Annotated in this window: 23 protein-coding genes and 1 rRNA gene; 14 read left to right on the top strand and 10 right to left on the bottom strand. The window is 62.2% G+C overall.

Annotated features, from left to right (window positions below; translation table 11 throughout):
* Window positions 1–33: 33 nt before the first annotated feature.
* Together CSX12_RS01375 and CSX12_RS01370 are read right to left on the bottom strand one after the other, a co-directional pair.
* Window positions 34–1,557 (bottom strand): 16S ribosomal RNA (locus tag CSX12_RS01375).
* Window positions 1,558–2,088: 531 nt separating this feature from the next.
* Window positions 2,089–2,634 carry a hypothetical protein gene (locus CSX12_RS01370; RefSeq protein WP_241160531.1) on the bottom strand — a complete coding sequence of 182 codons (546 nt, stop codon included), beginning with the start codon at window positions 2,632–2,634 and terminating at the stop codon, window positions 2,089–2,091.
* Between the two features lie 269 nt (window positions 2,635–2,903).
* On the opposite strand from CSX12_RS01370, the gene CSX12_RS01365 reads away from it, so the two are divergent.
* Together CSX12_RS01365 and CSX12_RS01360 are read left to right on the top strand one after the other, a co-directional pair.
* Window positions 2,904–4,406: a SulP family inorganic anion transporter gene (locus CSX12_RS01365; RefSeq protein ID WP_124894598.1), complete on the top strand. Its 1,503-nt coding sequence runs from the start codon at window positions 2,904–2,906 to the stop codon at window positions 4,404–4,406.
* Between the two features lie 54 nt (window positions 4,407–4,460).
* Window positions 4,461–4,769 carry a hypothetical protein gene (locus CSX12_RS01360; RefSeq protein WP_124894597.1) on the top strand — a complete coding sequence of 103 codons (309 nt, stop codon included), beginning with the start codon at window positions 4,461–4,463 and terminating at the stop codon, window positions 4,767–4,769.
* A gap of 444 nt (window positions 4,770–5,213) precedes the next feature.
* On the opposite strand, the gene CSX12_RS01355 is transcribed toward CSX12_RS01360, so the two are convergent.
* The gene (locus CSX12_RS01355) at window positions 5,214–6,299 is read right to left on the bottom strand and encodes a type I restriction endonuclease (protein WP_124894596.1); all 1,086 of its coding nucleotides are present in this window, start codon (window positions 6,297–6,299) and stop codon (window positions 5,214–5,216) included.
* A 69-nt stretch (window positions 6,300–6,368) separates the two neighbouring features.
* Here CSX12_RS01355 and CSX12_RS01350 point away from each other — a divergent pair, with 69 nt between their 5' ends.
* On the top strand, window positions 6,369–7,478 hold the full coding sequence (locus CSX12_RS01350; RefSeq protein ID WP_124894595.1) for a hypothetical protein: 1,110 nt from the start codon (window positions 6,369–6,371) through the stop codon (window positions 7,476–7,478).
* Here the strand turns inward: CSX12_RS01350 and CSX12_RS01345 are convergent.
* Entirely contained in the window at window positions 7,468–7,878 is a 411-nt protein-coding gene (locus CSX12_RS01345; RefSeq protein ID WP_241160530.1) for a (deoxy)nucleoside triphosphate pyrophosphohydrolase, read from the bottom strand. The two genes, CSX12_RS01350 and CSX12_RS01345, sit on opposite strands and share 11 nt — an antisense overlap.
* 70 nt (window positions 7,879–7,948) lie before the next feature.
* On the opposite strand from CSX12_RS01345, the gene CSX12_RS01340 reads away from it, so the two are divergent.
* The 5 genes from CSX12_RS01340 to CSX12_RS01320 all read left to right on the top strand — a co-directional run bounded on the left by CSX12_RS01340 (window position 7,949) and on the right by CSX12_RS01320 (window position 12,977).
* On the top strand, window positions 7,949–8,284 hold the full coding sequence (locus CSX12_RS01340) for a nucleotide pyrophosphohydrolase (protein ID WP_017202929.1): 336 nt from the start codon (window positions 7,949–7,951) through the stop codon (window positions 8,282–8,284).
* A complete protein-coding gene (locus CSX12_RS01335) occupies window positions 8,281–10,032 on the top strand; it encodes a DUF2075 domain-containing protein (RefSeq protein ID WP_124894594.1) in 1,752 nt (583 codons plus the stop codon). The genes CSX12_RS01340 and CSX12_RS01335 overlap by 4 nt, the downstream gene beginning before the upstream one ends.
* A gap of 132 nt (window positions 10,033–10,164) precedes the next feature.
* On the top strand, window positions 10,165–10,707 hold the full coding sequence (locus CSX12_RS01330) for a hypothetical protein (RefSeq protein WP_124894593.1): 543 nt from the start codon (window positions 10,165–10,167) through the stop codon (window positions 10,705–10,707).
* A 392-nt stretch (window positions 10,708–11,099) separates the two neighbouring features.
* The gene (locus CSX12_RS01325; RefSeq protein ID WP_124894592.1) at window positions 11,100–11,303 is read left to right on the top strand and encodes a hypothetical protein; all 204 of its coding nucleotides are present in this window, start codon (window positions 11,100–11,102) and stop codon (window positions 11,301–11,303) included.
* Window positions 11,304–11,984: 681 nt separating this feature from the next.
* Window positions 11,985–12,977: a hypothetical protein gene (locus CSX12_RS01320; protein ID WP_206427117.1), complete on the top strand. Its 993-nt coding sequence runs from the start codon at window positions 11,985–11,987 to the stop codon at window positions 12,975–12,977.
* 227 nt (window positions 12,978–13,204) lie between these two features.
* Here CSX12_RS01320 and CSX12_RS01315 read toward each other — a convergent pair whose 3' ends face one another.
* Window positions 13,205–13,819, bottom strand: a complete 615-nt coding sequence (locus tag CSX12_RS01315; protein ID WP_124894590.1) for a MerR family transcriptional regulator — start codon at window positions 13,817–13,819, stop codon at window positions 13,205–13,207.
* A gap of 70 nt (window positions 13,820–13,889) precedes the next feature.
* Between CSX12_RS01315 and CSX12_RS01310 the strand changes: the two genes are divergently transcribed.
* Window positions 13,890–14,399 carry a DUF4188 domain-containing protein gene (locus tag CSX12_RS01310; RefSeq protein WP_124894589.1) on the top strand — a complete coding sequence of 170 codons (510 nt, stop codon included), beginning with the start codon at window positions 13,890–13,892 and terminating at the stop codon, window positions 14,397–14,399.
* 69 nt (window positions 14,400–14,468) lie between these two features.
* On the opposite strand, the gene CSX12_RS01305 is transcribed toward CSX12_RS01310, so the two are convergent.
* Together CSX12_RS01305 and CSX12_RS01300 are read right to left on the bottom strand one after the other, a co-directional pair.
* Window positions 14,469–14,864, bottom strand: coding sequence for a hypothetical protein (locus CSX12_RS01305; protein WP_124894588.1), 396 nt, complete (start codon window positions 14,862–14,864; stop codon window positions 14,469–14,471).
* Between the two features lie 14 nt (window positions 14,865–14,878).
* Window positions 14,879–15,790, bottom strand: coding sequence for a hypothetical protein (locus CSX12_RS01300; protein WP_124894587.1), 912 nt, complete (start codon window positions 15,788–15,790; stop codon window positions 14,879–14,881).
* 372 nt (window positions 15,791–16,162) lie between these two features.
* Here CSX12_RS01300 and CSX12_RS01290 point away from each other — a divergent pair, with 372 nt between their 5' ends.
* The 3 genes from CSX12_RS01290 to CSX12_RS01280 all read left to right on the top strand — a co-directional run bounded on the left by CSX12_RS01290 (window position 16,163) and on the right by CSX12_RS01280 (window position 18,345).
* Window positions 16,163–16,504: a YciI family protein gene (locus CSX12_RS01290; protein ID WP_124894586.1), complete on the top strand. Its 342-nt coding sequence runs from the start codon at window positions 16,163–16,165 to the stop codon at window positions 16,502–16,504.
* Window positions 16,501–17,802 carry a DUF6596 domain-containing protein gene (locus tag CSX12_RS01285; RefSeq protein ID WP_124894585.1) on the top strand — a complete coding sequence of 434 codons (1,302 nt, stop codon included), beginning with the start codon at window positions 16,501–16,503 and terminating at the stop codon, window positions 17,800–17,802. Before CSX12_RS01290 ends, CSX12_RS01285 begins: the two co-directional genes overlap by 4 nt.
* Before the next feature lie 96 nt (window positions 17,803–17,898).
* The gene (locus CSX12_RS01280; protein WP_124894584.1) at window positions 17,899–18,345 is read left to right on the top strand and encodes a GNAT family N-acetyltransferase; all 447 of its coding nucleotides are present in this window, start codon (window positions 17,899–17,901) and stop codon (window positions 18,343–18,345) included.
* On the opposite strand, the gene CSX12_RS18790 is transcribed toward CSX12_RS01280, so the two are convergent.
* The 3 genes from CSX12_RS18790 to CSX12_RS01265 all read right to left on the bottom strand — a co-directional run bounded on the left by CSX12_RS18790 (window position 18,346) and on the right by CSX12_RS01265 (window position 20,132).
* Entirely contained in the window at window positions 18,346–18,474 is a 129-nt protein-coding gene (locus CSX12_RS18790) for a hypothetical protein (protein ID WP_277425108.1), read from the bottom strand.
* A gap of 273 nt (window positions 18,475–18,747) precedes the next feature.
* Entirely contained in the window at window positions 18,748–18,945 is a 198-nt protein-coding gene (locus CSX12_RS01270) for a hypothetical protein (RefSeq protein ID WP_124894583.1), read from the bottom strand.
* 617 nt (window positions 18,946–19,562) lie between these two features.
* A complete protein-coding gene (locus CSX12_RS01265; RefSeq protein ID WP_241160529.1) occupies window positions 19,563–20,132 on the bottom strand; it encodes a TetR/AcrR family transcriptional regulator in 570 nt (189 codons plus the stop codon).
* 75 nt (window positions 20,133–20,207) lie between these two features.
* Here CSX12_RS01265 and CSX12_RS01260 point away from each other — a divergent pair, with 75 nt between their 5' ends.
* Window positions 20,208–21,209, top strand: a complete 1,002-nt coding sequence (locus CSX12_RS01260; protein WP_124894582.1) for an SDR family NAD(P)-dependent oxidoreductase — start codon at window positions 20,208–20,210, stop codon at window positions 21,207–21,209.
* A 94-nt stretch (window positions 21,210–21,303) separates the two neighbouring features.
* On the top strand, window positions 21,304–22,629 hold the full coding sequence (locus CSX12_RS01255; protein WP_124894581.1) for a HEPN domain-containing protein: 1,326 nt from the start codon (window positions 21,304–21,306) through the stop codon (window positions 22,627–22,629).
* Window positions 22,630–22,638: the final 9 nt, after the last annotated feature.

Here is a 22,638-nt window from a genome sequence, read left to right as displayed (position 1 = left end):
TCTGGACACCCGGAGGTGTCAGATGCTCCTTAGAAAGGAGGTGATCCAGCCGCACCTTCCGGTACGGCTACCTTGTTACGACTTAGTCCTAATTACCGATCCCACCTTCGACGGCTCCCTCCACAAGGGTTAGGCCACCGGCTTCAGGTGTTACCGACTTTCATGACTTGACGGGCGGTGTGTACAAGACCCGGGAACGTATTCACCGCAGCGTTGCTGATCTGCGATTACTAGCGACTCCGACTTCATGAGGTCGAGTTGCAGACCTCAATCCGAACTGGGACCGGCTTTTTGGGATTCGCTCCACCTCGCGGTATTGCAGCCCTTTGTACCGGCCATTGTAGCATGCGTGAAGCCCAAGACATAAGGGGCATGATGATTTGACGTCATCCCCACCTTCCTCCGAGTTGACCCCGGCAGTATCCCATGAGTTCCCACCATTACGTGCTGGCAACATAGAACGAGGGTTGCGCTCGTTGCGGGACTTAACCCAACATCTCACGACACGAGCTGACGACAACCATGCACCACCTGTTTACGAGTGTCCAAAGAGTTGACCATTTCTGGCCCGTTCTCGTATATGTCAAGCCTTGGTAAGGTTCTTCGCGTTGCATCGAATTAATCCGCATGCTCCGCCGCTTGTGCGGGTCCCCGTCAATTCCTTTGAGTTTTAGCCTTGCGGCCGTACTCCCCAGGCGGGGAACTTAATGCGTTAGCTGCGTCACGGAATCCGTGGAATGGACCCCACAACTAGTTCCCAACGTTTACGGGGTGGACTACCAGGGTATCTAAGCCTGTTTGCTCCCCACCCTTTCGCTCCTCAGCGTCAGTTACGGCCCAGAGATCTGCCTTCGCCATCGGTGTTCCTCCTGATATCTGCGCATTCCACCGCTACACCAGGAATTCCAATCTCCCCTACCGCACTCTAGTCTGCCCGTACCCACTGCAGGCCGGAGGTTGAGCCTCCGGATTTCACAGCAGACGCGACAAACCGCCTACGAGCTCTTTACGCCCAATAATTCCGGATAACGCTTGCGCCCTACGTATTACCGCGGCTGCTGGCACGTAGTTAGCCGGCGCTTTTTCTGCAGGTACCGTCACTTTCGCTTCTTCCCTGCTAAAAGAGGTTTACAACCCGAAGGCCGTCATCCCTCACGCGGCGTTGCTGCATCAGGCTTGCGCCCATTGTGCAATATTCCCCACTGCTGCCTCCCGTAGGAGTCTGGGCCGTGTCTCAGTCCCAGTGTGGCCGGTCACCCTCTCAGGCCGGCTACCCGTCGACGCCTTGGTGAGCCATTACCTCACCAACAAGCTGATAGGCCGCGAGCCCATCCCCAACCGAAATTCTTTCCAGACGCAGACCATGCGATCACGTCACATATCCAGTATTAGACGCCGTTTCCAGCGCTTATCCCAGAGTCAGGGGCAGGTTGCTCACGTGTTACTCACCCGTTCGCCACTGATCCCACAGAGCAAGCTCCGTGTTCACCGTTCGACTTGCATGTGTTAAGCACGCCGCCAGCGTTCATCCTGAGCCAGGATCAAACTCTCCGTAAAAAAGAAATGCATACCCACACCGGGAAAACGATGGGGCAGCGAGTTTGATGCTGACCAAAGAGATAAATTCATTGCTGACTTCATCCATTGCCAGCCCCCGGAAGGGCTGGTCTTTGATCCAAAGGAATTCTCAACTAGCCGAAGCTAGACGAGGATAATTTGGCATTTGACAAGTGCACGCTGTTGAGTTCTCAAGGATCGGATGCTCCCACGACCCAGTCATCACAACCAGGCCCGCAGGGCAACTTCTCTATCTTACCGATCTCGCCGCCGTTGTCAAGTCCGAATTTCTTCGGCCTGACCGTGGGAGCGGATCAGCATCCTTCATCCTGTTCACTCAGTGAGTGTGTGGGATTCGGGAGGTGTTAGCTGCTTGACGGGAGCCGGTCCGAGGACCTCCGCTCAACCGTTTGGGGCGAACAAGTAATAAGTTACGTGGGTTCTGGGGATCCGGCAAATCAGGGCTGACCGCCGGGCGTGTCGCAGTCGGTTGCGGGCCGAGTGCGCCGCTCATCCGTCTCGGCTCGGGCTTCACTCGGTGGTCAGCGGTGTGGTCGTGACGTCGATGTTGCCGAAAGGGAAGGGACTGAAGACCGTCCATGAGCCGGAGGTGAATCCCTCCATGGGGATCAGGAAGAACCAGACGTGTGACACGACGATCGCGACAGCCACGAGGGCCCCCACTCCGATCGCTGCGCGGTTCAGATCCTTGAGGGCACCGTGTTGGTCGCTCGCCTTCATCACGCGGCCCAGTGCGAGCAGGACGATGGCGGCGAGACCCACGTAGACCAGGGGGCTGGGACCGAGGGTCAGCTGGACGCACAGGGGAGCCTCATCCACCGGCTGCCCCGACGCATCGATGAAGCCACCGCTGCCATCGATGCCACCGGGACAGTAGCCCCGACTCGCGACCATCAGAGTGGGGTACACCAGAGCGGCGACCACGGCGACGATCAGAAGGCGGCGGATCTCCGCGATGATCTTCACTCCGGGGAGGCCTGAGCCTGCGACCGCAATGGTCTCCGACGAGGTGTGCGGAAGCGACAAGGTGATCTCCTCTGTAGGGGTCGTCTTCATGATGGCTCAGTGCTCGGCGTGAGGGAAGAGGGACGGCTGTCCAGGCAGTGGCGTCGATCGGATCCGCGTCATCGTAGAGGTGGACCTCCGCCGCACTGCCGGCGTCCGTTCTCGCAGCGGTCGAACCTTCGCTCTGAGGCGCCCAGGCCGTCGGGCCGGATGTGTACGACCTCGACCGCGACGGTGACGGGATCGCCTGCGACCGAAGCGTGTCCGTCCTACGCTGGAGCGTCTGCCTCTTTCTCTGAGGCGCCTTCCCCTGGAGCTCCATGTCTGCAACGACGGTCGATGATCGTGCCCGCTATCGGGCGAACCCCTCTGTCCTGACCGCGCTGAAAAGTCCGCGGATGCTGACCCGCGAGGTGCTGGCCGGACTCGTCGTCGGCCTCGCGCTCATCCCCGAGGCGATCGCGTTCTCGATGATCGCGGGCGTCGACCCGAAGGTGGGGCTGTTCTCGTCGTTCATCATGGCGGTGTCGATCGCGTTCCTCGGCGGGCGACCGGCGATGGTGACGGCGGCGACCGGAGCCGTGGCGCTGGTCATCGCGCCCGTCGCCCCGACCTACGGGCTCGACTACTTCATCGCCACGGTCATCCTCGCCGGCATCTTCCAGGTGATCCTCGGGGTGCTCGGCGTCGCGAAGCTGATGCGGTTCATCCCCCGCAGCGTCATGGTCGGGTTCGTGAACGCGCTGGCGATCTTCGTGTTCAGCTCGCAGTTCCCGCAGCTGATCGATGTGCCGTGGCTGGTGTATCCGCTGGTGGCGCTCGGCATCGTCGTGATGTTGGTGATGCCGAAGATCACCAAGATCGTGCCGGCACCGCTCGTGTCGGTGATCATCGTGACGGGCGTGGTGCTCGCGTTCGGGATCACTGTGCCGACCGTTGGTGATCAGGGCGAGCTGCCGAAGAGTCTGCCATCGCTGTTCATCCCGGACGTTCCGTTGACGTGGGAGACGTTCACGATCATCGCGCCGTTCGCGCTCGGGGTGGCGCTGGTCGGGCTCATGGAGTCGCTGCTCACCGCGAAGCTCGTCGACGAGATCACAGACACCCACTCGAACAAGACGCGTGAATCGTGGGGGCAGGGCGTCGCGAACGTCCTGTCCGGATTGTTCGGCGGCATGGGTGGCTGCGCGGTGATCGGTCAGACCATGATCAACGTGAAGGCGTCGGGCGCGCGGACCCGCATCTCGACGTTCTGCGCCGGGATCTTCCTGTTCCTGCTGGTCGTGGTGTTCGGGGACTTTGTCGGGACGATTCCAATGGCTGCGCTCGTGGCCGTGATGATCATGGTGGCGATCGGCGCGTTCGACTGGCACAGCGTGCGTCCGTCGACGCTGAAGCGGATGCCGAAGAGCGAGACGTTCGTGATGGTGGCGACCGTTTTGTTGGTGCTGGTGACGCACAACCTGGCGGTCGGGGTTGTCGGTGGGGTGCTGGTCGCGTCGGTGCTGTTCGTGCGGCGGGTGGCGCACTTCGTTTCGGTGTCGCGGGTGGTGTCTCCGGACGGTGGTCGTGTGACGTATGTCGTGGAGGGGGAGTTGTTCTTCGCGTCAAGCAATGATCTGACGACGTTGTTCTCGTATACGGAGGATCCGGATCGCGTTGTCGTTGACCTGTCGGGCTCGCATGTGTGGGATGCGTCGACTGTTGCGGCATTGGATGCGATTGAGACGAAGTATCAGGCGTTGGGGAAGACGGTGGAGATCGTCGGGATGAATGACTCGAGCGCGACGACGCACGGGCGGCTGACGGGCGGGTTCGAGTAAGTTCACGAAATTGCGGAGAGCCGTCGCCGGTACCCCCATCGGTAGGGTGACCGTGTGATCGCCACGGCCAAGTCCCTCGCTTCTCGATTCGATGTGCCGGTCGGAGAAATTCGAGCGGTGCTCAAGAACCTCCACGGTCCTCTGCCGCGCGGCGCGAAAGGCTGGCCCTTGAGCGAGGCCGAGGTTCTTAACGCGATCGAGCACGTCCCTGGGCGTCCCCCGCGCGCTTTCGCCGACCGCCCCACACCGGAGCTGCTAAACCAGTACGCGCAGATCCTCGCCGAGCTTCGCGTTCGCGGAGTGGTGCGCACCGGAAACGCACCTCTTGGTGACTATGCCGAGCACATGGCGCTGAGCGTGTAGGGCGGGTCGCTGGCCCAGAACTCGGCGAAGTCGTACGACCTGACGACCGACGAAGGCCGCACGATTCAGGTCAAGGCTCGTAGTGTGAGCGCTTCGACGTCTCCGTGCCGCGTTCTCGGTCTTTCGTTCGTTCGACTTCGATGTGGCAACGCTTCTCGTGTTGGATTCGCGGACCTATGCGCTGAAGTGGGTGCGTGAGATGAGCCCCGACCAGGTGAGGGAGGCGTCACGCTGGTCAGCGCATGTGCGGGGCCATCTCTTGTCGATCAAGGTTGCGCAGAAGGCCGGCACGGATGTGACGGAGTTATTCATGGGATTCAACTGAACGTCTTTCGGGCAGGTCGCACGAACTTGGTTGCCCTGGCACCAAGCGTCGTGCGGGCGCAAACAACTATGCCCGTAACCGCACGCCCGCGTGAAACGGGACGGTGCCCGCTTCTTGCGTTAGTCCTTGTACCTGCGAACCGCCTCGCGGATTCCATCGGCGTACGAATAGATCTCATCGAGCTCTTCGATCGCGTGCCGCGTCTCGACCTTGTCCTCGTCCAACAGTCCCAGGTACTTCTGCTTCCCGTTGAAGTGAAGACGTGCCACAGGCTTCCGGTTGTTGTCATCGAGCAGCACGGCGAAGTAGCTCTTCGCATCGCGGTGAGTGACGCGCTGTGGCTTGACCTCGCCACAGGCGATCGCCTTCACGATCTGGTATCCCTCGAGCTCTTCGAGAGTGGTCTCAATCTCGGTATCGCGATTGAGATCTGCTTGCGCAACTTCTGCACTTGTCGCCGGCGACGGGTCCGAAGTGTGCGTGATTCCGCTCACGCCGAGAGCGGTCTTCAGGCGATCATTCACGCGCTCGTTCAGGAACTGGTGCGCAGCCTTGCCGACCAGCCCCGTGAACTGCTGCCGCACCTTCTGTGTGTACGAGCCGTCGTAGACACGCGTCGCGAAGAACTTGATCCACTCGTCCGTCGGCTCGCGGAACTGGCTCGCGATCTCTCGCTTGAGGGCGCCGATGTACTTGAGCTCCTCGGCCGCGCTGATGATCGAGTCGAGGTCGAAACTCTCCTTGCTCAACTTCTGAATCTCGGGGATCAGCGTCTCATCGATGTCGAGCAAGTCAAGGACGAGGAACGGCTTGGCATCCATCCGGTTGGGAGCATCGAGGTCTGTGTAGAAGTGCCAGACAACGCCGTTCGTCAGAACAGCGATGCGCGCGTTGGTGACGGCGAAGTAGCGGAAGAGCTGGGAAGCGTGCTCGATCTTGAGCGAACCCATCGACGGCTTGCACTCGATGAGGATCTGAACCTCGCTGTCGCGCATGATGGCGTAGTCAATCTTCTCGCCCTTCTTGGTCCCCACGTCTGCCGTGAATTCAGGGACGACCTCCAGCGGGTCGAAGACGTCGTAGCCAAGAATCGTCGAGATGAACGGCATGACGAACGCATTCTTCGTCGCCTCCTCGGTCCCGATCGCCGTCGCCTGGTTCTTCACCTTCGTTGCGAGGGAATCGAGACGCTCTGAAAACTCCACCGTTACTCCGTTCGTCCTTGAACACGCTTTAGTCCAGACGATAGCGGACCTTGGGGTGAAGCATGTGCGATGCTGCATATCGATATGCTGCGTCGCGTGAGCTCTACGACGCCGGCCCGACTCTCGCTCGAACTGAACGTCAACCAGAAGCGCATCCGCGCCTTCCTTCGGGAGCAATATGGCAGGCTGCCTGAAGGCCTCAATCGATGGGAACTCGAGGACAGTCAGGCTGACGCGGTGCGGGCTCAGTTCGATCCGCAGTTCCGACCCACCGACCCGATAGTCTGGACATTGGAGATCGGCGACACCGTGCTGCGGCGAGAGTTGCACGCTGCATACAAGGGTCAAGAGCAGGGCGGGATCATCACGCCCAAGTTAATTCCCGACATACTCGTCATCACTAGCCCGGAAAGCGGAGCGAGGCACGGGTACGACACCTTTGAAGGGCTGCAGGGAGACGGTTCATTTCTATACACGGGCGAAGGTCAGTACGGTCCGCAAGTATTCGCCCGCGGGAACACTGCGCTTCGAGACGCCGCCGAAAATGGCCGCCCCATCCGCCTGTTCACCAAACAGGGCACCTACGTCACCTACGTGGGGGAGTTCACCACTGGTGAGCCAGCGTTCAGCATCAAGACAATCCCGGACTCCGACGGGAACCCTCGCGAGGGAATCATCTTCAAGCTCGTGCCTGTTGACGCCGATGTGGAAGCACTCGATGCGCCATCCGCGCCCCTCGCGGAAATCGCGCAGGCCTCATCTTGGGCACCTCCCGAGTCGTCGTCGTACGTCGTCGGAGCCCCACTCATCCCCGCTGAGCGAGTCGTCTCCCGAATCGAGTTCGAGTTGCAAAGAGACTTCGGCCAATGGATCGAGTCCCGCGGTGAAACTCCTCAGCGCCTTCGCCTGAACTCCGCAGGAGCCACGATCGAGCCCGATCTCTACGTCTCAGAGTCAGGCTGGGTCGTCGAAGCGAAGAAGTCGCCCGCCCGTGAATACGTTCGCACCGCGATTGGGCAAGTCCTCGACTACTCGCGGCTGGCTCGGGAGTCCGGCAGGCCTGCAGTTCCCGTCATCTTGCTTCCCAGCCGACCGATCGCTCATCTCGAGGCCTTGTTGGCTGAGTTGGGAATCCTCCTGATCGTCCGCGACGACCAGGGGTTCTTGATCATCGAGTAGGCGATCCGGCCGCAAGCTCCGCGACAGATGGTAGGTCGGGGGCGGCCCAATCGAGATCCGGCAGATCACTACGACGAACCCAGCGCAGTTCATCATGATCGAGGCTCTGCGTCGGCGGCTCTCCGAGCAACCTGGCGTGAAGGCAGGTAAGACGGATGATGCTTTCGCCGACAATGGTGTCGTCCGTGCGGAGCGGGGCGGTGACTTCAATGGAGGCGCTGAGTTCTTCGCGTATTTCTCGCACCAACGCCTCGCCGTGCGTCTCACCCCGTTCGAGTTTGCCTCCCGGGAACTCCCATTTCCCCCCAGCGGCCTTCTCGGGTCGGCGGCGGCACGCAAGGATCACGCCATCACGCTCGATGACAGCTGCAACGACCTCGATAACGCGGCTCTCGCTCACCATGCCTCCGAGAGCAAGCTAACAGGGAGTGTCCTCGGAGCACCTCCTATGACCCTGCTAGCGTCGCATTATGCCGTCGCCGCAGACTCTCGCCGCCCTTCGCGCCTTCGTGGCCGAGCGGGACTGGGACCAGTTCCACTCGGCTGAGAATCTCGCCAAGAGCATCTCGATCGAGGCCGGCGAGCTCCTCGAGTGCTTCCAGTGGTCCGCTGACGTCGACCAAGAACAGGTCGAAGCGGAGCTCGCAGATGTTGTCACCTACTGCATCCACCTCGCGAACAAGATCGGCGTTGACCTCGACGAGATCGTCATGAAGAAGTTGGAGTCGACGAAGGCGAAGTATCCGGTGGAGCTGGCCAAGGGCCGCATGACGAAGTACACCAAGCTTTCCGAGGCGCCGGAGTGACAGATTTCAGCATCCAGCGCCTCCCTTTCCGTCGTGACGCTGTTGATACGTGGGCGCGTGACGACACCCGCCACACCAACTGGCCGGTTGTCTATGTGATCGAAGGCGACGCCCAACGCAGTTCGCCAGGGCTCTACGTAGGTGAGACGGTGAGCGCCGCTACACGGATGCGTCAGCACCTTGCCGGTCCGAAGAAGAACGAGTCCCTTGAATCGATCCGCGTCGTCGTGGATCACACGTTCAACAAGTCAGTCTGTCTCGATCTTGAATCGCATCTCATTCGCTGGTTCTCGGGCGACGGCCAATACCGAATCCTCAATGGCAATGACGGTCTGACAGATGCTCAGTACTACGACCGCGCCCTCTACCGCGAATCTTTCCGTGACGTGTTCGAGGCCCTGCGAGCAGAGGGACTCTTCTCGCGCAGCATCCCGCAAATCGAGAATTCCGACCTGTTCAAGCTCTCGCCCTTCAAAGCGCTGACCGACGACCAGGGCATCGCGATCATGGACATCCTGGAGGGTCTGCTCGAAGACCTCCAGGATCCCGGGGCTCGGTCCACACTCGTTGTGCAGGGCAACCCGGGAACAGGGAAGACGATCATCGCGATCTTCCTGATGAAGTTGCTCGCCGACATCCGCGACTACGACGACCGCGACGGGGTGGAACCGGACTCGATGTTCTCGGAGTTCTTCGTCCCCGAGAATCGCGAGCTGCTCAAGACACTTCGCATGGCGCTCGTGATCCCACAGCAGTCTCTGCGGATGTCGGTGAAGAAGGTCTTCAAGAAGACGCCCAAGCTCGATGCTGCGATGGTGATTTCGCCGTTCCAGCTCGGTGAATCGGACGAGGCTTACGACCTCGTGCTAGTCGACGAGACCCACCGACTCGGGCAGCGAGCCAATCAGGCGTCGGGGGTGCAGAACAAGAAGTTCCGCGAGATCAACAAGGCTCTGTTCGGAAGCGATGATCCTCGCTACACCCAGCTCGACTGGATCAAGGCTCGGAGCAAGCATCAACTCCTGCTCGTCGATGGGGAGCAGAGTGTGCGACCTCATGATCTTTCTCCGGCGACACTTAATACAGAGATCGTCGGAGCGAAGGACGCTCACCGCTTTTTCCGGCTGACGACCCAGATGCGCGTGCATGCCGGCGCAAACTATGTCGAGTTCGTGCGCGCCGTCCTGCGGGATGAAGCGCCGTCGCTCCCTGACCTCGGCGAGTATGAGCTCCGCCTCTTCGACAACCTCGGAGAGATGCGCGACGCCATCCGGCGGAAGGATGCTGAGGTCGGTCTTTCGCGCCTCGTCGCAGGCTATGCGTGGGATTGGGTGTCGAAGAAGGACCCGGATGCCTTCGACATCGAACTCGATGGCGAGCGGATGCGATGGAACCGCACCGACAAGGACTGGATCAACTCGAAAGGGTCACTCGAAGAGGTTGGCTCCATCCACACCGTTCAGGGGTACGACCTGAACTATGCCGGTGTCATCATCGGGCCGGACCTCCGCCTCGACCCGGCGACGGGGCGGGTCGTCGCGGATCGCGAGAGCTATCGGGACAAGAAGGGCAAGGAGAACACCGGGCACCTGAAGGATGCGTTCGGAGACGATGACCTGCTGACGTTCATCCGGAACATCTACGGAGTGCTCTTGACGCGCGGAATGCGCGGAACGTACGTCTACGTGTGTGACGCGCCGCTTCGCGTGCGCCTGCGGGGCCTCATGTCGCGCTCAACCCACAGATGAGAGACTCGAAGCGCGAGGACGAGAAGGTCCGAGGCTAGGCCTAGGCTGGTGTCGTCGGCGGGGTGCGTCATCACCGCATCCCAGCCCAGCCATCGGGTCAGCGTCGAACAGGCCGGAGATGTGGAGGTAACCATGCCTAGCAAGTTCGAAATCGACGACGCCATTGTGCTATTGCTTGGGGCTCCGGTCCCTGGGGCGAAGCCCGGAGAAATCCGCGGCGTGACACGCCTAGAGAAACTAATCTTCTTGTTAGAAAGAGAAACGCGAGCTAAAAAGGATTGGCTCAGCGAGGACGCGAATTTCGAAGCTTACAACTTCGGACCATTTTCGCAAAAGGTATATCAATCCGTAGATATGCTGGCCGCCGCTGGAATCGTTCTCGACTCAGATTCACCAGCAGAAGATGACGCCGACACCTGGGAGAGACGTAACAACATTAGCGACGTCAGAGACCCGTACACCACTCGCGACTTTCAACTAACGGAACGCGGTTGGCGATATTATGAAGCGCTCAAATCGGAACTCGCTCCCTCTGCACTCCAAGAGATAGCTACTTTCAAGCGTCAGTTTGCGTTTATACCCCTGAGGCAGCTTATTCGCTACGTTTACACACGATATGAGTCATTCACCACCAAGTCGAAGATTAGAGATGACGTACTTGGACCGAAGTCGTGAATTATATGGCGGCCAGTCCAGCAAGCACACCGGACCCCGCATGGGGCGCACTCGGAGCCGTGGTTTTCGCACTGTCGATTCCGATGCTTTGGGCCGGACTGCACATTCGGGGAAAGACCTACTCTCGCTTAAAGGCATCGGTCGACCTCGCACATGAGGGCCTCGCTGAACGTATTCTTGAAGCACTCCGAACTCTCCGTGTAGAGATCGACTTGATACTTCCGAGCGGCAGGTTCGACCCATACTCCGTTATTGCGGACCCAAGCACAGTTGGGCCACCCGCACGTCGATCCATCAAGATTATGACGGAGCGCCACCGACTACGATCGCGGTTCCAACGTCTCCTGCGCGTGTGCAGCGTACTAAAGTATTCGTGTATCACATTTACTGTAATGACGTCAGCCTCACTGTTCGCCTACTTCTTCTTCAATCCGAATATTGGATTGTGGCAACTTCTTTCTTGGGCGACGCTCGCAGTCGCCCTCTTTGGTGTGGTTCTGATCTCGGCGTATGCCGTGCTCGATGCCAAGATACAGTCAGCGATCGAACATTCAAGTGAAGGCGTGGTGACAACAGATGATGCAGTTTCAGGCTGATCACGCAGATTTCGCTGGCCCAGGGGAAGCTCGGATGATCCCGATCGTCGTCGACTGGCTCTACGGGCGTCGATGGCTCAGACAAGACTCCAAGATCGTTCGCGAGTTCCCGCTACATGGCCGTCGCGTGGACCTCGTTACGAGTACTCGATCAGGATCAACGTCCGCGTACGAGTTTAAGATCGGCTCGTTCGGTCGGGTACTCGAGCAAGCGGTGTATAACAGAGGCCACTTCGATAGGTCCTGGATCGTTATCAATGCGCGTCCTCGGCCCGCAAATATCACCGAAGCTCGACGGTTCGGGGTCGGTGTTATCGTGCTCACGGGGGGCTCCCCTGAAATAATCGTGAAACCTGAACTAGTTGCGGCAAGCAGTCGCGTCACAGCGAGGCGCATCCAACATCGCCTCAATGAGTTCGAGTTACTCCCGGCTTAGAACGGAACGGTATGCCCGGCCCATTTCAGCACTACGTCAGTTACGGTTCTACTGATCAGGCGACAATGCGAGAGCTCGCTACGCATTTCGACGGCTTAGTGGTTCCCGGAACTATTGCGGCATTCCAAGCCGATGGGACGCGGGGTTTTGTGCTCACACTGTCCGCTCGAGCCGAGCCTTATGTGATCGATTCGCGATTTCCCTTGTTCCAGAATCTGCTGTCACAGCCGAAGAAGTCTCACTATATGCTTGCGGACCTTCTGGGATCACCATCGTTAATACGATCCGATCGAGCGCCCGCCCCCAGCGACTTCGACGATGATTTGGTTGAACGGATCGCTCAACGATGGATTGAATTCAACGTTGGTTTTGACGATGTGAAAACAAAAACCTTTGACAAATATGCGTCGCGGTTGAACGAGACTATCTTCTCGGATGATCGCCAGAAGCCGGCGTTTATCATGCCACCCTATACGATCGCGTCCGCACCAGGCGATGGTTGGTTTGACGTTTCGGAACGCTTGTGGGCTGCCTCTAAAGCACACGCAAGTTCGGTTGATACTGATGTCTCGCTTCGCCGCGTCTTGGCAACTTCAAGTGCGACATTGTGGAGGCAGCTAGCTCCGCGGATCGACGAGACTCAGATCGTTGCCTGGGTCAGCGGGCTTGACGAACTCAACCAATCCTCAGAGTCGGACCTGCTAACGTATGGCTTAGCCATTTCTGAATCTTCCGACAGAGGCCAATCAGTGTTCGCTCTCTACGGGGGGTTCTTCTCCGTCCTCCTCGGCAGTTACGGCCTGGCTGGGTCCTCGCACGGAATCGGATTTGGCGAGTCTCGCGACTGGGTTGAGCTGCCTTCCTCCGGCGCCCCGCCCGCTCGGTACTACGTTCCGCGACTGCACCGTTACGTCGCCGTTGATCTTGCTGAAATAATCTGGTCCCAGTTCCCGGATCTGATCGTATGCGACTGTCGCGAGTGCGGCGAGAACTCGCCAGCGGCACTCGATTATCACGCGTTGATGAAACACTCGGTGCTGGTTCGTGATCGCGAGATCCGCGAGTGGGGTGGGCTGAGCGCCGATGAAACCATCGCCCGGCTGACTGCAGACGCTCAGGAGTTTCGCGAGAGCCTCTCTTCCTTGGTCGCGCCCGAACGCATTGTCCGCCGCGCTTCCGAACTCTACGGACACCTCTTCATGTGGGCACGCGTGATCTCGGAGCTGCCACAGCGGTAGATTCTGAGGACGATTGACTGGTCTGGATTGTACGTAGCGTGCGCTGCGAGGCCAGAACCGGCCTCCCCACCACGAGTACTCTCAGAGCTCAAGAGCGCGACCAGCGCCGAATCCCGGCGACCATCCTGGCGTTTGGACACCAGCACGGGCGCCTTTGTCTCCACGCGAGCAAGCGTCCGGGTGCGTGGTGGCTCCATCGCCGGATGAACGTGAACAGGCTGTCGCACCTATGCGCGTTGTCGGCCAAACCGCTCCCCCGAGCTCACCTGCTGAGCCACCCGCCGCAACGCCAACAACAACGGCTCCACCAGCACCGACCCCAGCACCACGTACCGCACCGCCGCTTCCGCTGACTCCCCCGGCACCCCCGCGATCTCCGCATCTGCGATCCGCCGCGCACTCGCGAGGTACTCCACCATCGCCGTATCCGGCACGGTGAACCCGACGCGCTCCAACCCCTGCATCGCTCGTGCGACCGCATACAGCACCGCCTCGTCGCACATCCCCGGCTTCCACCCGAGCTCCGCGACAAGCGCCTCAGCGTCCGCCAAATCCAAGGACTCATCCACCGCCGGAGTGATCGCCGCATGCGCCGCCCCCAGCAGCTCGTGCGCACTCGCCGGCGGATCATCCAGCGCCCCGAGCACCCGCCGCGTCTCGGCGATGCTCACGCCCGCGTCAAGCAGCGCCCGGATCACGCGCAGCCGCTCCACGTGCTTCTCGCCGTACGCGGCCTGAGTCGCGGCCGTCCGCTCGCCCTCGGGCAGCAACCCCTCGCGCAAGTAGTACTTGATCGTCGGCACGGACACGCCGGTCTGGGCTGACAGTTCGGAAATTCTCATGGCCACCTCTTGACTTCGATAGTAGCGCTATCCAATATGGATAGTGAGACTATCCAACCGAGGAGTCACCATGTCGAAAGTCATCACGGGCCGCATGACCCACCACCATGAGGGCGAACTCGTCGTGTTCCACATCGGGATGCAGATCAACCGCTGGTGGCGCCCCGACCTGTGGATGCCGGCCTTCCTCGCCATGCCGGGGATGCTGCGCGAGCTCAGCACCGACCCCGACTCGGGCATGCTCGGCTACCACCTGCTCTTCGGCTCGGGCGGCCCGTACGTCGTGCAGTACTGGTCGTCCGTCGACAAGCTCTACGCCTACGCATCCAGCCCGAACCAGCAACACCGCCCCGCCTGGACCGCCTTCAACCGCGCAGCCCGCAAGGCTCCGGGAGCGGTGGGCGTCTGGCACGAGACCTTCCGCGTCGACACCGCCGAGAGTGTGTACGTGTCGACGAAGCCGATGGGGTTGCCGAAGGCCACGGATCTCGTCCCTGTCGGCAAGCGTCACGACCGGGCACAGGCACGGTTCACGGATGGGCGGATAGAGGCAGGGCGTAGCGGGTCGCTCGAAGCCTAGTTGCGCGGTCGCGAGACGAGCGCGCGGATTGACCGAAGCGGCGATGATCCCCCCAACCGCCCGCAAGCGCTACGCCGACCGCGAGTCCGCCCCCATTCTGATCGCCGAGTTCAGATAGAAGGCCGCAACGATGAACAACGCCACCCCGCCGACGAGCACGAGAGGTGGATTCGGTGACTGCGACGCTGCGACAGACGCGTACATCGCCTGAAAGAGGAAGAGCAGGGTGAGCGCGACGCTCGTGCTACGCGTGTTGGTCATTTTCCACCAGGGTCGGCGACTGTCCGGCTCTCCCCGGCCACGAAACGTTCTGGCCGCCACGACCACGGCAGCAACGAGCGCCACGACCGCCCAGACGAATCCGAGATCGAAGCTCGCGATACTCAGGGGAACAAGGACGAGCGTGATGACGATCACAACGACAAGCAGGTACCCCACCTGCGCTGAAGGTTCCTTGATGCGCATAATTGCCTCCCGTCCTACTTGACTGCTTTGAAGGTCGTGTAGCTGCAGTAGTTGAAGCCGCAGTTGTAGTACGTCACCTTGATCCGCAGCTTCTGCCAGTATGCTTTCTCGACTTCTGCCGACGGCGCAAGCCCAGCGCATGTGATGCTCGCTGGATAGGGGATCGGGAATAGCCCGCAAATGTTGTTGAGGTTCTTCAGACCCTTGTACATGCTGGTGACCTGGGTGCGGCTCAGGTAGATCACAGACGTCGTGTACGTCGGATCAGCGACCACGGGGTATGCGTAGTCTGCGCTCTGATGTTCGACAACCTGGACAACGCTCGAACCCTTGATCTCGTATCTTGTCGGAACCATACGACCGTCCGCATCTCGAGCCCATGGATCAGCGAACGCACCGAGAACTTCTCCAGTGGCGTTCTCCACCACATCGATTCCCTCGCCGGAAGGCAGCAACGAGGCGCCGGCCGGCAAGTCAATCGGATACTCATACGAAGTTGGCGCGGAAGAGTCGTTCAAGACGGTCGCCACCTGGAGCCGCCCGGTATCTTGGACGACGGCCACCGTGTCTGTTCCATTGTTGTTGTCGAACGTCATCGTCCCTGGTGCCTCAGAGACTCCGTCGCTCGCCGCGCTCGCGAACGGCAGCCCAATCGCGATCTCGCCGGTCCCCACCGCGACGGACACCCCGCGCGCTGGGTCGGCGGGGACCGACAACGATATGCCCCCGAGCGTCCCAGCCAGGCCTTCACGAGTCACCGGCATATCGACTGCGCTTTCAACGGAAGTTTGGTCCGCGCCCTCAAGCGCATCAAGGGGACCCTGGTCGTCACCGTAAGCGGGGTTGACCACCGCGAGCATCAACGCTCCAGCCACAAAGGCGCCCAGGGCGAGGTATGACGTGCGTGATTGTTGTGCTCGCTTCATGCGGAACTCCTCAAGATTCTCCGTGCGGACCCGCCCTTGTGTGCTTCGACCTGAACGCTCGCACAATGCGGACCCAGATTCCAGGAGTTTGGCGTCCGTCAGGCGTTGTATTCCGGAATCCGATCTTGAGACGCCCACATAGAACCGCACTTCACCGTGATCGTGTGGTCGACGATCGCCGCAGCGTGGTCGAGATGTGGCGGTCTCGCGGGCTGGCCGGCTTCCAGGTGGCCGAAGGGGACTTCTGAGGCGCACCCACCGGAGTCCAGCGACTTCGGCGTCGTCCGTCATTTTCCAAATCTGTGTCCTGTGCGCCGGTGGTCGTCCGTCGTCTGGGTAAGTAGATGTAGAAAGACCTGGAGGAGAACACACATGCGCTACGTACTTTTCATCTGCACCGACCCGACCGCTGAGCCCTACGTCGAGGCCGAGGACAACGCCGGGGAGTGGGTGGCGTCGCTGCAGGACAGCGGCTCCTACGTCTTGGGCGACCGTCTGCGGCCTGTCGAAGACGCCACGACCGTGCGCGTCCGAGCCGGCGAGCGGATCGTGGCTGACGGACCGTTCACCGAGAGCCGCGAATGGATCGCCGGGTTCGACGTGATCGACGCCGACGACCTCGACGCCGCGATCGAGATCGCCGCCGCACACCCGATGGCCCGGTTCGGCCTGGTGGAAGTGCGCCCCGTGTGGCCGCTCGGGACGACGATGTGACCACACCGGAAGAGCCGCCGGGCACGCTTCCGGATGCCATGGACGCCGTTCAGCACGTGGCATCGATCGAGTACGGCCGCGTTGTCGCGAGCGTGATCGGCACAATCCACGACTGGACTCTCGCGGAAGACGCCGTGCAGGACGCTCTGGCCCGAGCGGTCGAACGGTGGCCAGGCGACGGGGTTCCGGCGAACCCCGCCGCCTGGGTCACGACCGTCGCGCGCCGCCGCGCGATCGACCTCGTCCGGCATGCGGACGCCGAGCGGCGGGCTGTGGCTCGCCTGGAGCACGAGCCGCACGAAGGCACCGACATCGCCCCGGGATCCGACGACCACGACGACGCGTTCCCGCACGGGGACGAGAGACTGAAGCTGATCTTCACCGCCTGCCACCCCGCACTGACCTTGGAGGCCCGCGCGGCGCTGACGCTCCGCACCGTCCTGAACGTGTCGATCGAACAGCTCGCCGGGATCTTCGCGGTCGCACCCGCGACGATGGAGAAGAGACTCGTGCGGGCGCGGGCCAAGATCGCTCACGCGAGCATCCCATACCGCGTTCCGGATGCCGCGCAGCTCGACAGTCGAAGTGCGAGCGTCTGCGAGGTCCTGTCCGCCCTGTTCACCATCGGGTATTCCGATCCGACACTGCAGCCCGACCCCGGCGCCGAGGCCATCCGACTTGCTCGGCTGTGCCGGCAATTGCTCCCCCCGGACTCCCCGGCTCGACTCGAGTTCACCGGGCTTCTCGCCCTCCTTCTTCTTCAGCACTCCCGCCGCGCGGCACGCACCACGGCCGACGGCCTCTCCGTGCCGTTCGACGAACAGGATCGCGGACTGTGGGATGTCTCCGAGATCGAGGAAGGGCTACGGCTTCTCGATGACGCCGTCGAGGAGGCGGCACGGGCGGGCATCCACGGCGGACGGCACCTCATCCGCGCCACCGTCGCGGCCGAGTACGCCCGCCCCGCCTCGGGGACGGAGATCGACCACGCCCGCATCGCCGACATCTACGCGGTGCTGGAGCAGGTGGATGCATCGCCGTTCGTCCGCCTGAACCGTGCGGTCGCCGTCGCGAACGCGGGACGACCGGCCGAAGCCCTCGCACTGACGGAGGCGCTCGAGAGCTCGCTGGGAGGACATCACCTCTACTCAGCGGTTCGGGGAGACCTCCTGCAACGCCTCAAGCGCGACGAAGAAGCCAGTTCCGCGTTTCGCGATGCTGCGCGCACCGCTCCGACGGAACGCGAGCGGCGGTCATACGCCCAGCACGCTGACGACATCGCCTCGGCATCGACCTAGCCTGCACCGAGATTCCGGCCCTTTGAAGGCCACGCGAGGTGACCTCGCACGCGGCTGCCTCGGGCGATCCGCCCCGAATCGGGCTACGGTACCGAGATGGACGAGTCGCCCCTGACCATCGAATCGTTGCGCGAACTCACGGACGCGGACGCCGAAGCGATTGCATCGCTCCTGGTGCAGCTCTCCGCATCCGCAGCATTCGATCGCGCTCGAACCGAAGCGGTCATCGCACACGAGGCAACGGAGCTCCTGGTGGCACGTGACTCTGGGCGCATCGTCGGCACCGCTACTCTCGTGACCGCACCTTCCTTGACTGGGGTCCGTGGACACGTCGAAGACGTCGTGGTCGACGAGGCTGCACGCGGGCGCGGCATCGCACGGCTGCTTCTGGAGCACATGACGCAGCTCGCGCAACAGCGCGGACTCCGGACGCTCGACCTCACATCCCGCCCATCCCGAGAATCCGCGCTGCGGCTCTACGAGTCCGTCGGGTTCCGCAGGCGTGAGACCAACGTTCTCCGGTTCACCCCGCCCACGGACTAGTTACCCCGCGAGCCCCCGCAGCAACCGCACCACGGTCTCCTCCACCCGCTCCGCACTCAACGGCTGCCCGATCAGAGCGGAGTACGCGGCGATCGTGATGAACTCGTCAGCGACCGCGGCGGCATCCACATCCGCACCTCTGCGCAGCGGTTCGGGGAAATCACCTGCAGCACCTCAGGCGCGCGTCGACGAAGCGCGCTTCGCGTGTCGCGATGCCGCACGCACCGCTCCGACGGAACGCGAGCGACGGCCTCACGCCCACCACACGGACGACATCGCCTCCGCATCCACCTAGCCTGCACCGCACCAGCGCCTTGAAAGCAGCCATCATCCGTGCGCACACCCCCGCAGCACACGGCGGCGCACGGCAGAGTCCTCGGACTGGGGCACCGGACCACCAGATCACTGTCTCGATTTGCCACCGCTCGGGGGCTTGCGCCGGCGGGCGAGCCCCACCCCGATGAGAAACGCGAAGAGACCGATCAAGAGATAGACGGGAAGCGCGTCCCCGGCGGCGCGGTCAAGGGCGCCTGACCAGGCGAACCACCCGATGACCACGAACCACACCAGGATCGGCACGATGGCGAGGAGAATGCCCACCCGTCTTCCGACTCGTCCAACCAACGCTCCCCAGGCGAGAAGAGCTGCCGCTACGACGAAAGCCACAGCGTCCACTTTGGGCGGCGCTCACCGATCGCGACGTGGATGGTGCTGGATGCGCCCATCCGTCCGACGCTGGACGAATCGGGCAACGCCGCGCACGAGGAAGTATGCGCTGACGAGAATCGCGACAACCACGGCCGCGCTGACGAAGAGACCCCACCAGCTGAAGAGCGATGCATCCACAACCCTGACTCCTTAGGGCAGTCCGAAGGACCCGGAGCTCGTGTAGACGAACGACCGGCAATCCATCTGCATGTACGCGACAGCGCTGGTGACTCTCCCACTCCGCGAGAACGACCAGCTGCTCGGCCGAGGAAAGAACCGAGGGAAGCAGCAGTCAGAAGGCTGATGGCCAAACCCGGCCATGACGACGGAGCGACACGTCCGTTTCGACGATGCGATTCGCGCTGTTCTCACGCAGAGGAACTAATCACACATATGAGGGCATAGCAATATTCTTGAGTTGCTGCCGAACCCCGTGTTGGTCGCCAACTCCCCGCATACCTCGCGCGCCCAACCCGGCTGAATCAGCGCCCATCGGCGAGAGCCCACACTTACCCCGCGATCCCCCGCAGCAGCCGCACCACGGTCTCCTCCACCCGCTCCGCGCTCAACGGTTGCCCGATCAGAGCGGAGTACGACGCGATCGCGATGAACTCGTCCGCGACCGCGGCGGCATCCACGTCTGCGCGCACGTCTCCGTCCGCGCGTCCGCGAGCGATCCGCTCCGCCACCCACTCCCGGATGGGCGCCGCCAGCCGCTCATTCAACACGAGCCCCAACTCCGGATCAGCCGCCGTCACCTCGATGAGCGCCCGCGCCAGCGACACGCCCTCGGGCCGAGCCAGCCCCGCGGACACCGCCGTGAACCACGCGCGCAGGTCCGCGCCGAGGTCGTTCGTCATCGGCACGACCGCGTCCGACCCGGGGACCGAGCCTTCGAGCAGCGCTTCCCCGAGGATCGCGGCCTTCGACGGCCACCACCGGTAGATCGTCTGCTTCGACACCTCCGCCGACTCGGCGAGACCCTCGATCGTCACGGCCTCGTAGCCGTCTGCGGCGAGCGCACGACGCATCGCCTCCAGCACGGACTGGCGGGCCTTTTCACTGCGAGGACGGGGCACCATTCGAGCGTACAGAGGCGTACACTGGAACATAAGTAGACGCACCGTTGCGAAACCCGAGCAAGGAGAAAGAGCATGGCCCTCACCGCACACTCCACCATCGGCGACTGGATGAACGACCCCACCGGCGGCCCGCTCATCCGTGGCCTCTTCGAGCAGACGGGCGCCGACCCCGAGCTCCTCACCCCCGTGCTCGGACTCCCCCTGCAGCAGCTCGTCGCCATGAGCCAGGGCCAGCTCCCGCAGTCGGTCGTCGATGACCTCGTCCGTGCCGCGAACAACGGCGAGATCCCCGAAGACGACGCCTCCGAGGGCTGGGCCGAGAAGGTCACGGCCGGCCGCTTCGCCGGCAAGACCGTGATCGTCACGGGCGCCGCGTCCGGCATCGGCAAGGCCACCGCCTCGCGCATCGCCCGCGAAGGCGGACGCGTGATCGCCGGTGACATCGCCGCCGAGAAGCTCGATGCTCTCAAGGCCGAGCTCCCGGACGCCGACATCGTCACGGTCGCGGGCGACCTCACCAAGCAGGACGCGATCGACGCCGTCCTCGCCGCCGCGGGCGACCGCATCGACGGGCTCGCGAACGTCGCCGGCATCAACGACGACTTCTCCCCTGCGGGCGAGACCCCGGATGCCGTGTGGGACCGCGTGATCGCGATCAACCTCACCGCTCCGTTCAAGCTCATGCGCGCGGTCATCCCCGTCATGGAGAAGGCCGGTCGCGGCGCGATCCTCAACGTCTCGAGCGAGGCGGGCCTCCGCGGCAACGCCTCGGGCAACGCCTACACGGCCAGCAAGCACGGCATCATCGGGGTCACCAAGTCCGCCGCCTTCATGTACGGGCCGAAGGGCATCCGCGTGAACTCCGTCGCCCCCGGCGGCGTGGCCACCGGCATCCCGATGCCCCCGAACATGTCCGAGTACGGCTCTGGCCGCCTCGCCCCGTTCCAGCAGGCCATCCCCACCGTCGCGACCGCCGAGCACCTGGCCGCGTCGATCACGTTCCTGCTGTCGGACGACGCCGTCAACATCAACGGCGCCATCCTCGCCTCCGACGGCGGATGGTCGGTGCAGTAAGCACCACCCGTGCGAAGCCAACGCCCCCGCCGACCCGAACGGCGGGGGCGTTTCGCATATGGAGCCCCTGGTAGTTTGGCGCCAGGAGAGGCAGATGGCTAACGACTTGACGGAGGGAACGCGGCGAACTGGCGACCTCTTCGACGCGTACCCGGACACTCCAGAGGTCAAGGTGACTCTCGAACGAACTAAGGCGGGAATCGACCTCACTATTGCATGGTCGACTCCCGACGTCCCCTACGCAGACTGGTTCCTCCGAAATGGCGGCTATCTGGAGGGCACTGAGCCTGATGTGTCCCGGCCTGTGCCAAAACGCGTGCTCTTTCACGATTCTCACGGCTCGGTGCTACTCATCCGATGTTGGGCGCAGGGATACCACGCAAACGCGTTCGGCCCAGGCAGTGGAACCCTCCGGGCGAGGGCCGCCATTCTTGACGTTGAACGCGACATTGAGTTCGAGCGTCCGCACGGTATCCAGACGGAAATCTCTGGGCTAAGGCAGTGGCTTGGAGTAACTTCTTGGGTCGAGGAACTCGACACGCATTCGCTACCCGGCATCGCCATACGCTCGGTCAATAGGCCTGCAACTGAAATTGGCTTGTTCGATGGTGTCTCACTCAGACTGAGCCCTTACTGGCAGTATGGTCCGGATAGAGGTAGTGATCGCCGGGTCCTGCTCGATGCCGTTCACTGCGTTACGCAGGGCTCTGAGCCATTGGGCTGGGACGATCACCTCAACCTTCACAACGCCATTCGAGATTTGCTCGTTCTTTCACTATGGGAAAACGAATCATGCGTACCGGTGTCCGCGATGCGAAAGGACGATCCGCTCAAGACGCTCGACGGTAAGTCGCATGGGGACCAGTGGCGAAAAGTAGTCGTCCCTGCCGAGCCTCGCGTTTCACAACACAGTGGTTTGCCAAAACACCTAATCAGATATGACGAGATCGGCCCCGAGGGTCTTCGTCGTTGGATAGCCGTGCGAGAGAGTTTCGCGCGCGCCCTTGACCCCGTGATCAGTAGCATCGACATTGTTGAGGCGCATCCGCACACCCTCCTGGCCCATACCGGGCCAGGCCTGGAAGCGCTTGGCTACCTGCTCCTCATGCGCGACGGCAGCTCCGAAGGTGAAGCTCGAGGAGCAAGCCTTCGGAGACGCTTCGATCGCATTCTTGTCGATGTTGGCGACACCCTCCCGTTCGAGGGGACCGCGTGGGCCGCGCGGACGGTTGCGACATACAACGCCTTGAAACACGCTAACCGACGAGAACCGGACGAGCTGGACGTGCTCCAGACGTGGGCTGAGAGCGTGATGGTCACTCGCGCCTGGGTCGCGATTGAGGTTGGCGTGCCGCGAGACGTTGTGAGGGTTCGTCTCGAGCGAGACGACCAGCCTCGGCTGTTCAAACGAATCGAATAGCGAACGACA

It is taken from the genome of Microbacterium sp. Y-01 (assembly GCF_003856715.1).
Lineage (GTDB): Bacteria > Actinomycetota > Actinomycetes > Actinomycetales > Microbacteriaceae > Microbacterium > Microbacterium algeriense.
The sequence above is the reverse complement of the archived record's forward strand: the minus strand, read 5'-3'. Positions and strand labels throughout refer to the sequence as shown.

Bases quoted from the DNA above. Each gene is read 5' to 3' on its own strand.
- CSX12_RS01370 (WP_241160531.1), bottom strand. From the start codon at position 2,634: ATGAAGACGACCCCTACAGAGGAGATCACCTTGTCGCTTCCGCACACC.
- CSX12_RS01365 (WP_124894598.1), top strand. From the start codon at position 2,904: ATGTCTGCAACGACGGTCGATGATCGTGCCCGCTATCGGGCGAACCCC.
- CSX12_RS01350 (WP_124894595.1), top strand. From the start codon at position 6,369: ATGCTGCATATCGATATGCTGCGTCGCGTGAGCTCTACGACGCCGGCC.
- CSX12_RS01340 (WP_017202929.1), top strand. From the start codon at position 7,949: ATGCCGTCGCCGCAGACTCTCGCCGCCCTTCGCGCCTTCGTGGCCGAG.
- CSX12_RS01330 (WP_124894593.1), top strand. From the start codon at position 10,165: ATGCCTAGCAAGTTCGAAATCGACGACGCCATTGTGCTATTGCTTGGG.
- CSX12_RS01325 (WP_124894592.1), top strand. From the start codon at position 11,100: ATGACGTCAGCCTCACTGTTCGCCTACTTCTTCTTCAATCCGAATATT.
- CSX12_RS01320 (WP_206427117.1), top strand. From the start codon at position 11,985: ATGCTTGCGGACCTTCTGGGATCACCATCGTTAATACGATCCGATCGA.
- CSX12_RS01315 (WP_124894590.1), bottom strand. From the start codon at position 13,819: ATGAGAATTTCCGAACTGTCAGCCCAGACCGGCGTGTCCGTGCCGACG.
- CSX12_RS01310 (WP_124894589.1), top strand. From the start codon at position 13,890: ATGTCGAAAGTCATCACGGGCCGCATGACCCACCACCATGAGGGCGAA.
- CSX12_RS01305 (WP_124894588.1), bottom strand. From the start codon at position 14,864: ATGCGCATCAAGGAACCTTCAGCGCAGGTGGGGTACCTGCTTGTCGTT.
- CSX12_RS01300 (WP_124894587.1), bottom strand. From the start codon at position 15,790: ATGAAGCGAGCACAACAATCACGCACGTCATACCTCGCCCTGGGCGCC.
- CSX12_RS01290 (WP_124894586.1), top strand. From the start codon at position 16,163: ATGCGCTACGTACTTTTCATCTGCACCGACCCGACCGCTGAGCCCTAC.
- CSX12_RS01280 (WP_124894584.1), top strand. From the start codon at position 17,899: ATGGACGAGTCGCCCCTGACCATCGAATCGTTGCGCGAACTCACGGAC.
- CSX12_RS01260 (WP_124894582.1), top strand. From the start codon at position 20,208: ATGGCCCTCACCGCACACTCCACCATCGGCGACTGGATGAACGACCCC.
- CSX12_RS01255 (WP_124894581.1), top strand. From the start codon at position 21,304: ATGGCTAACGACTTGACGGAGGGAACGCGGCGAACTGGCGACCTCTTC.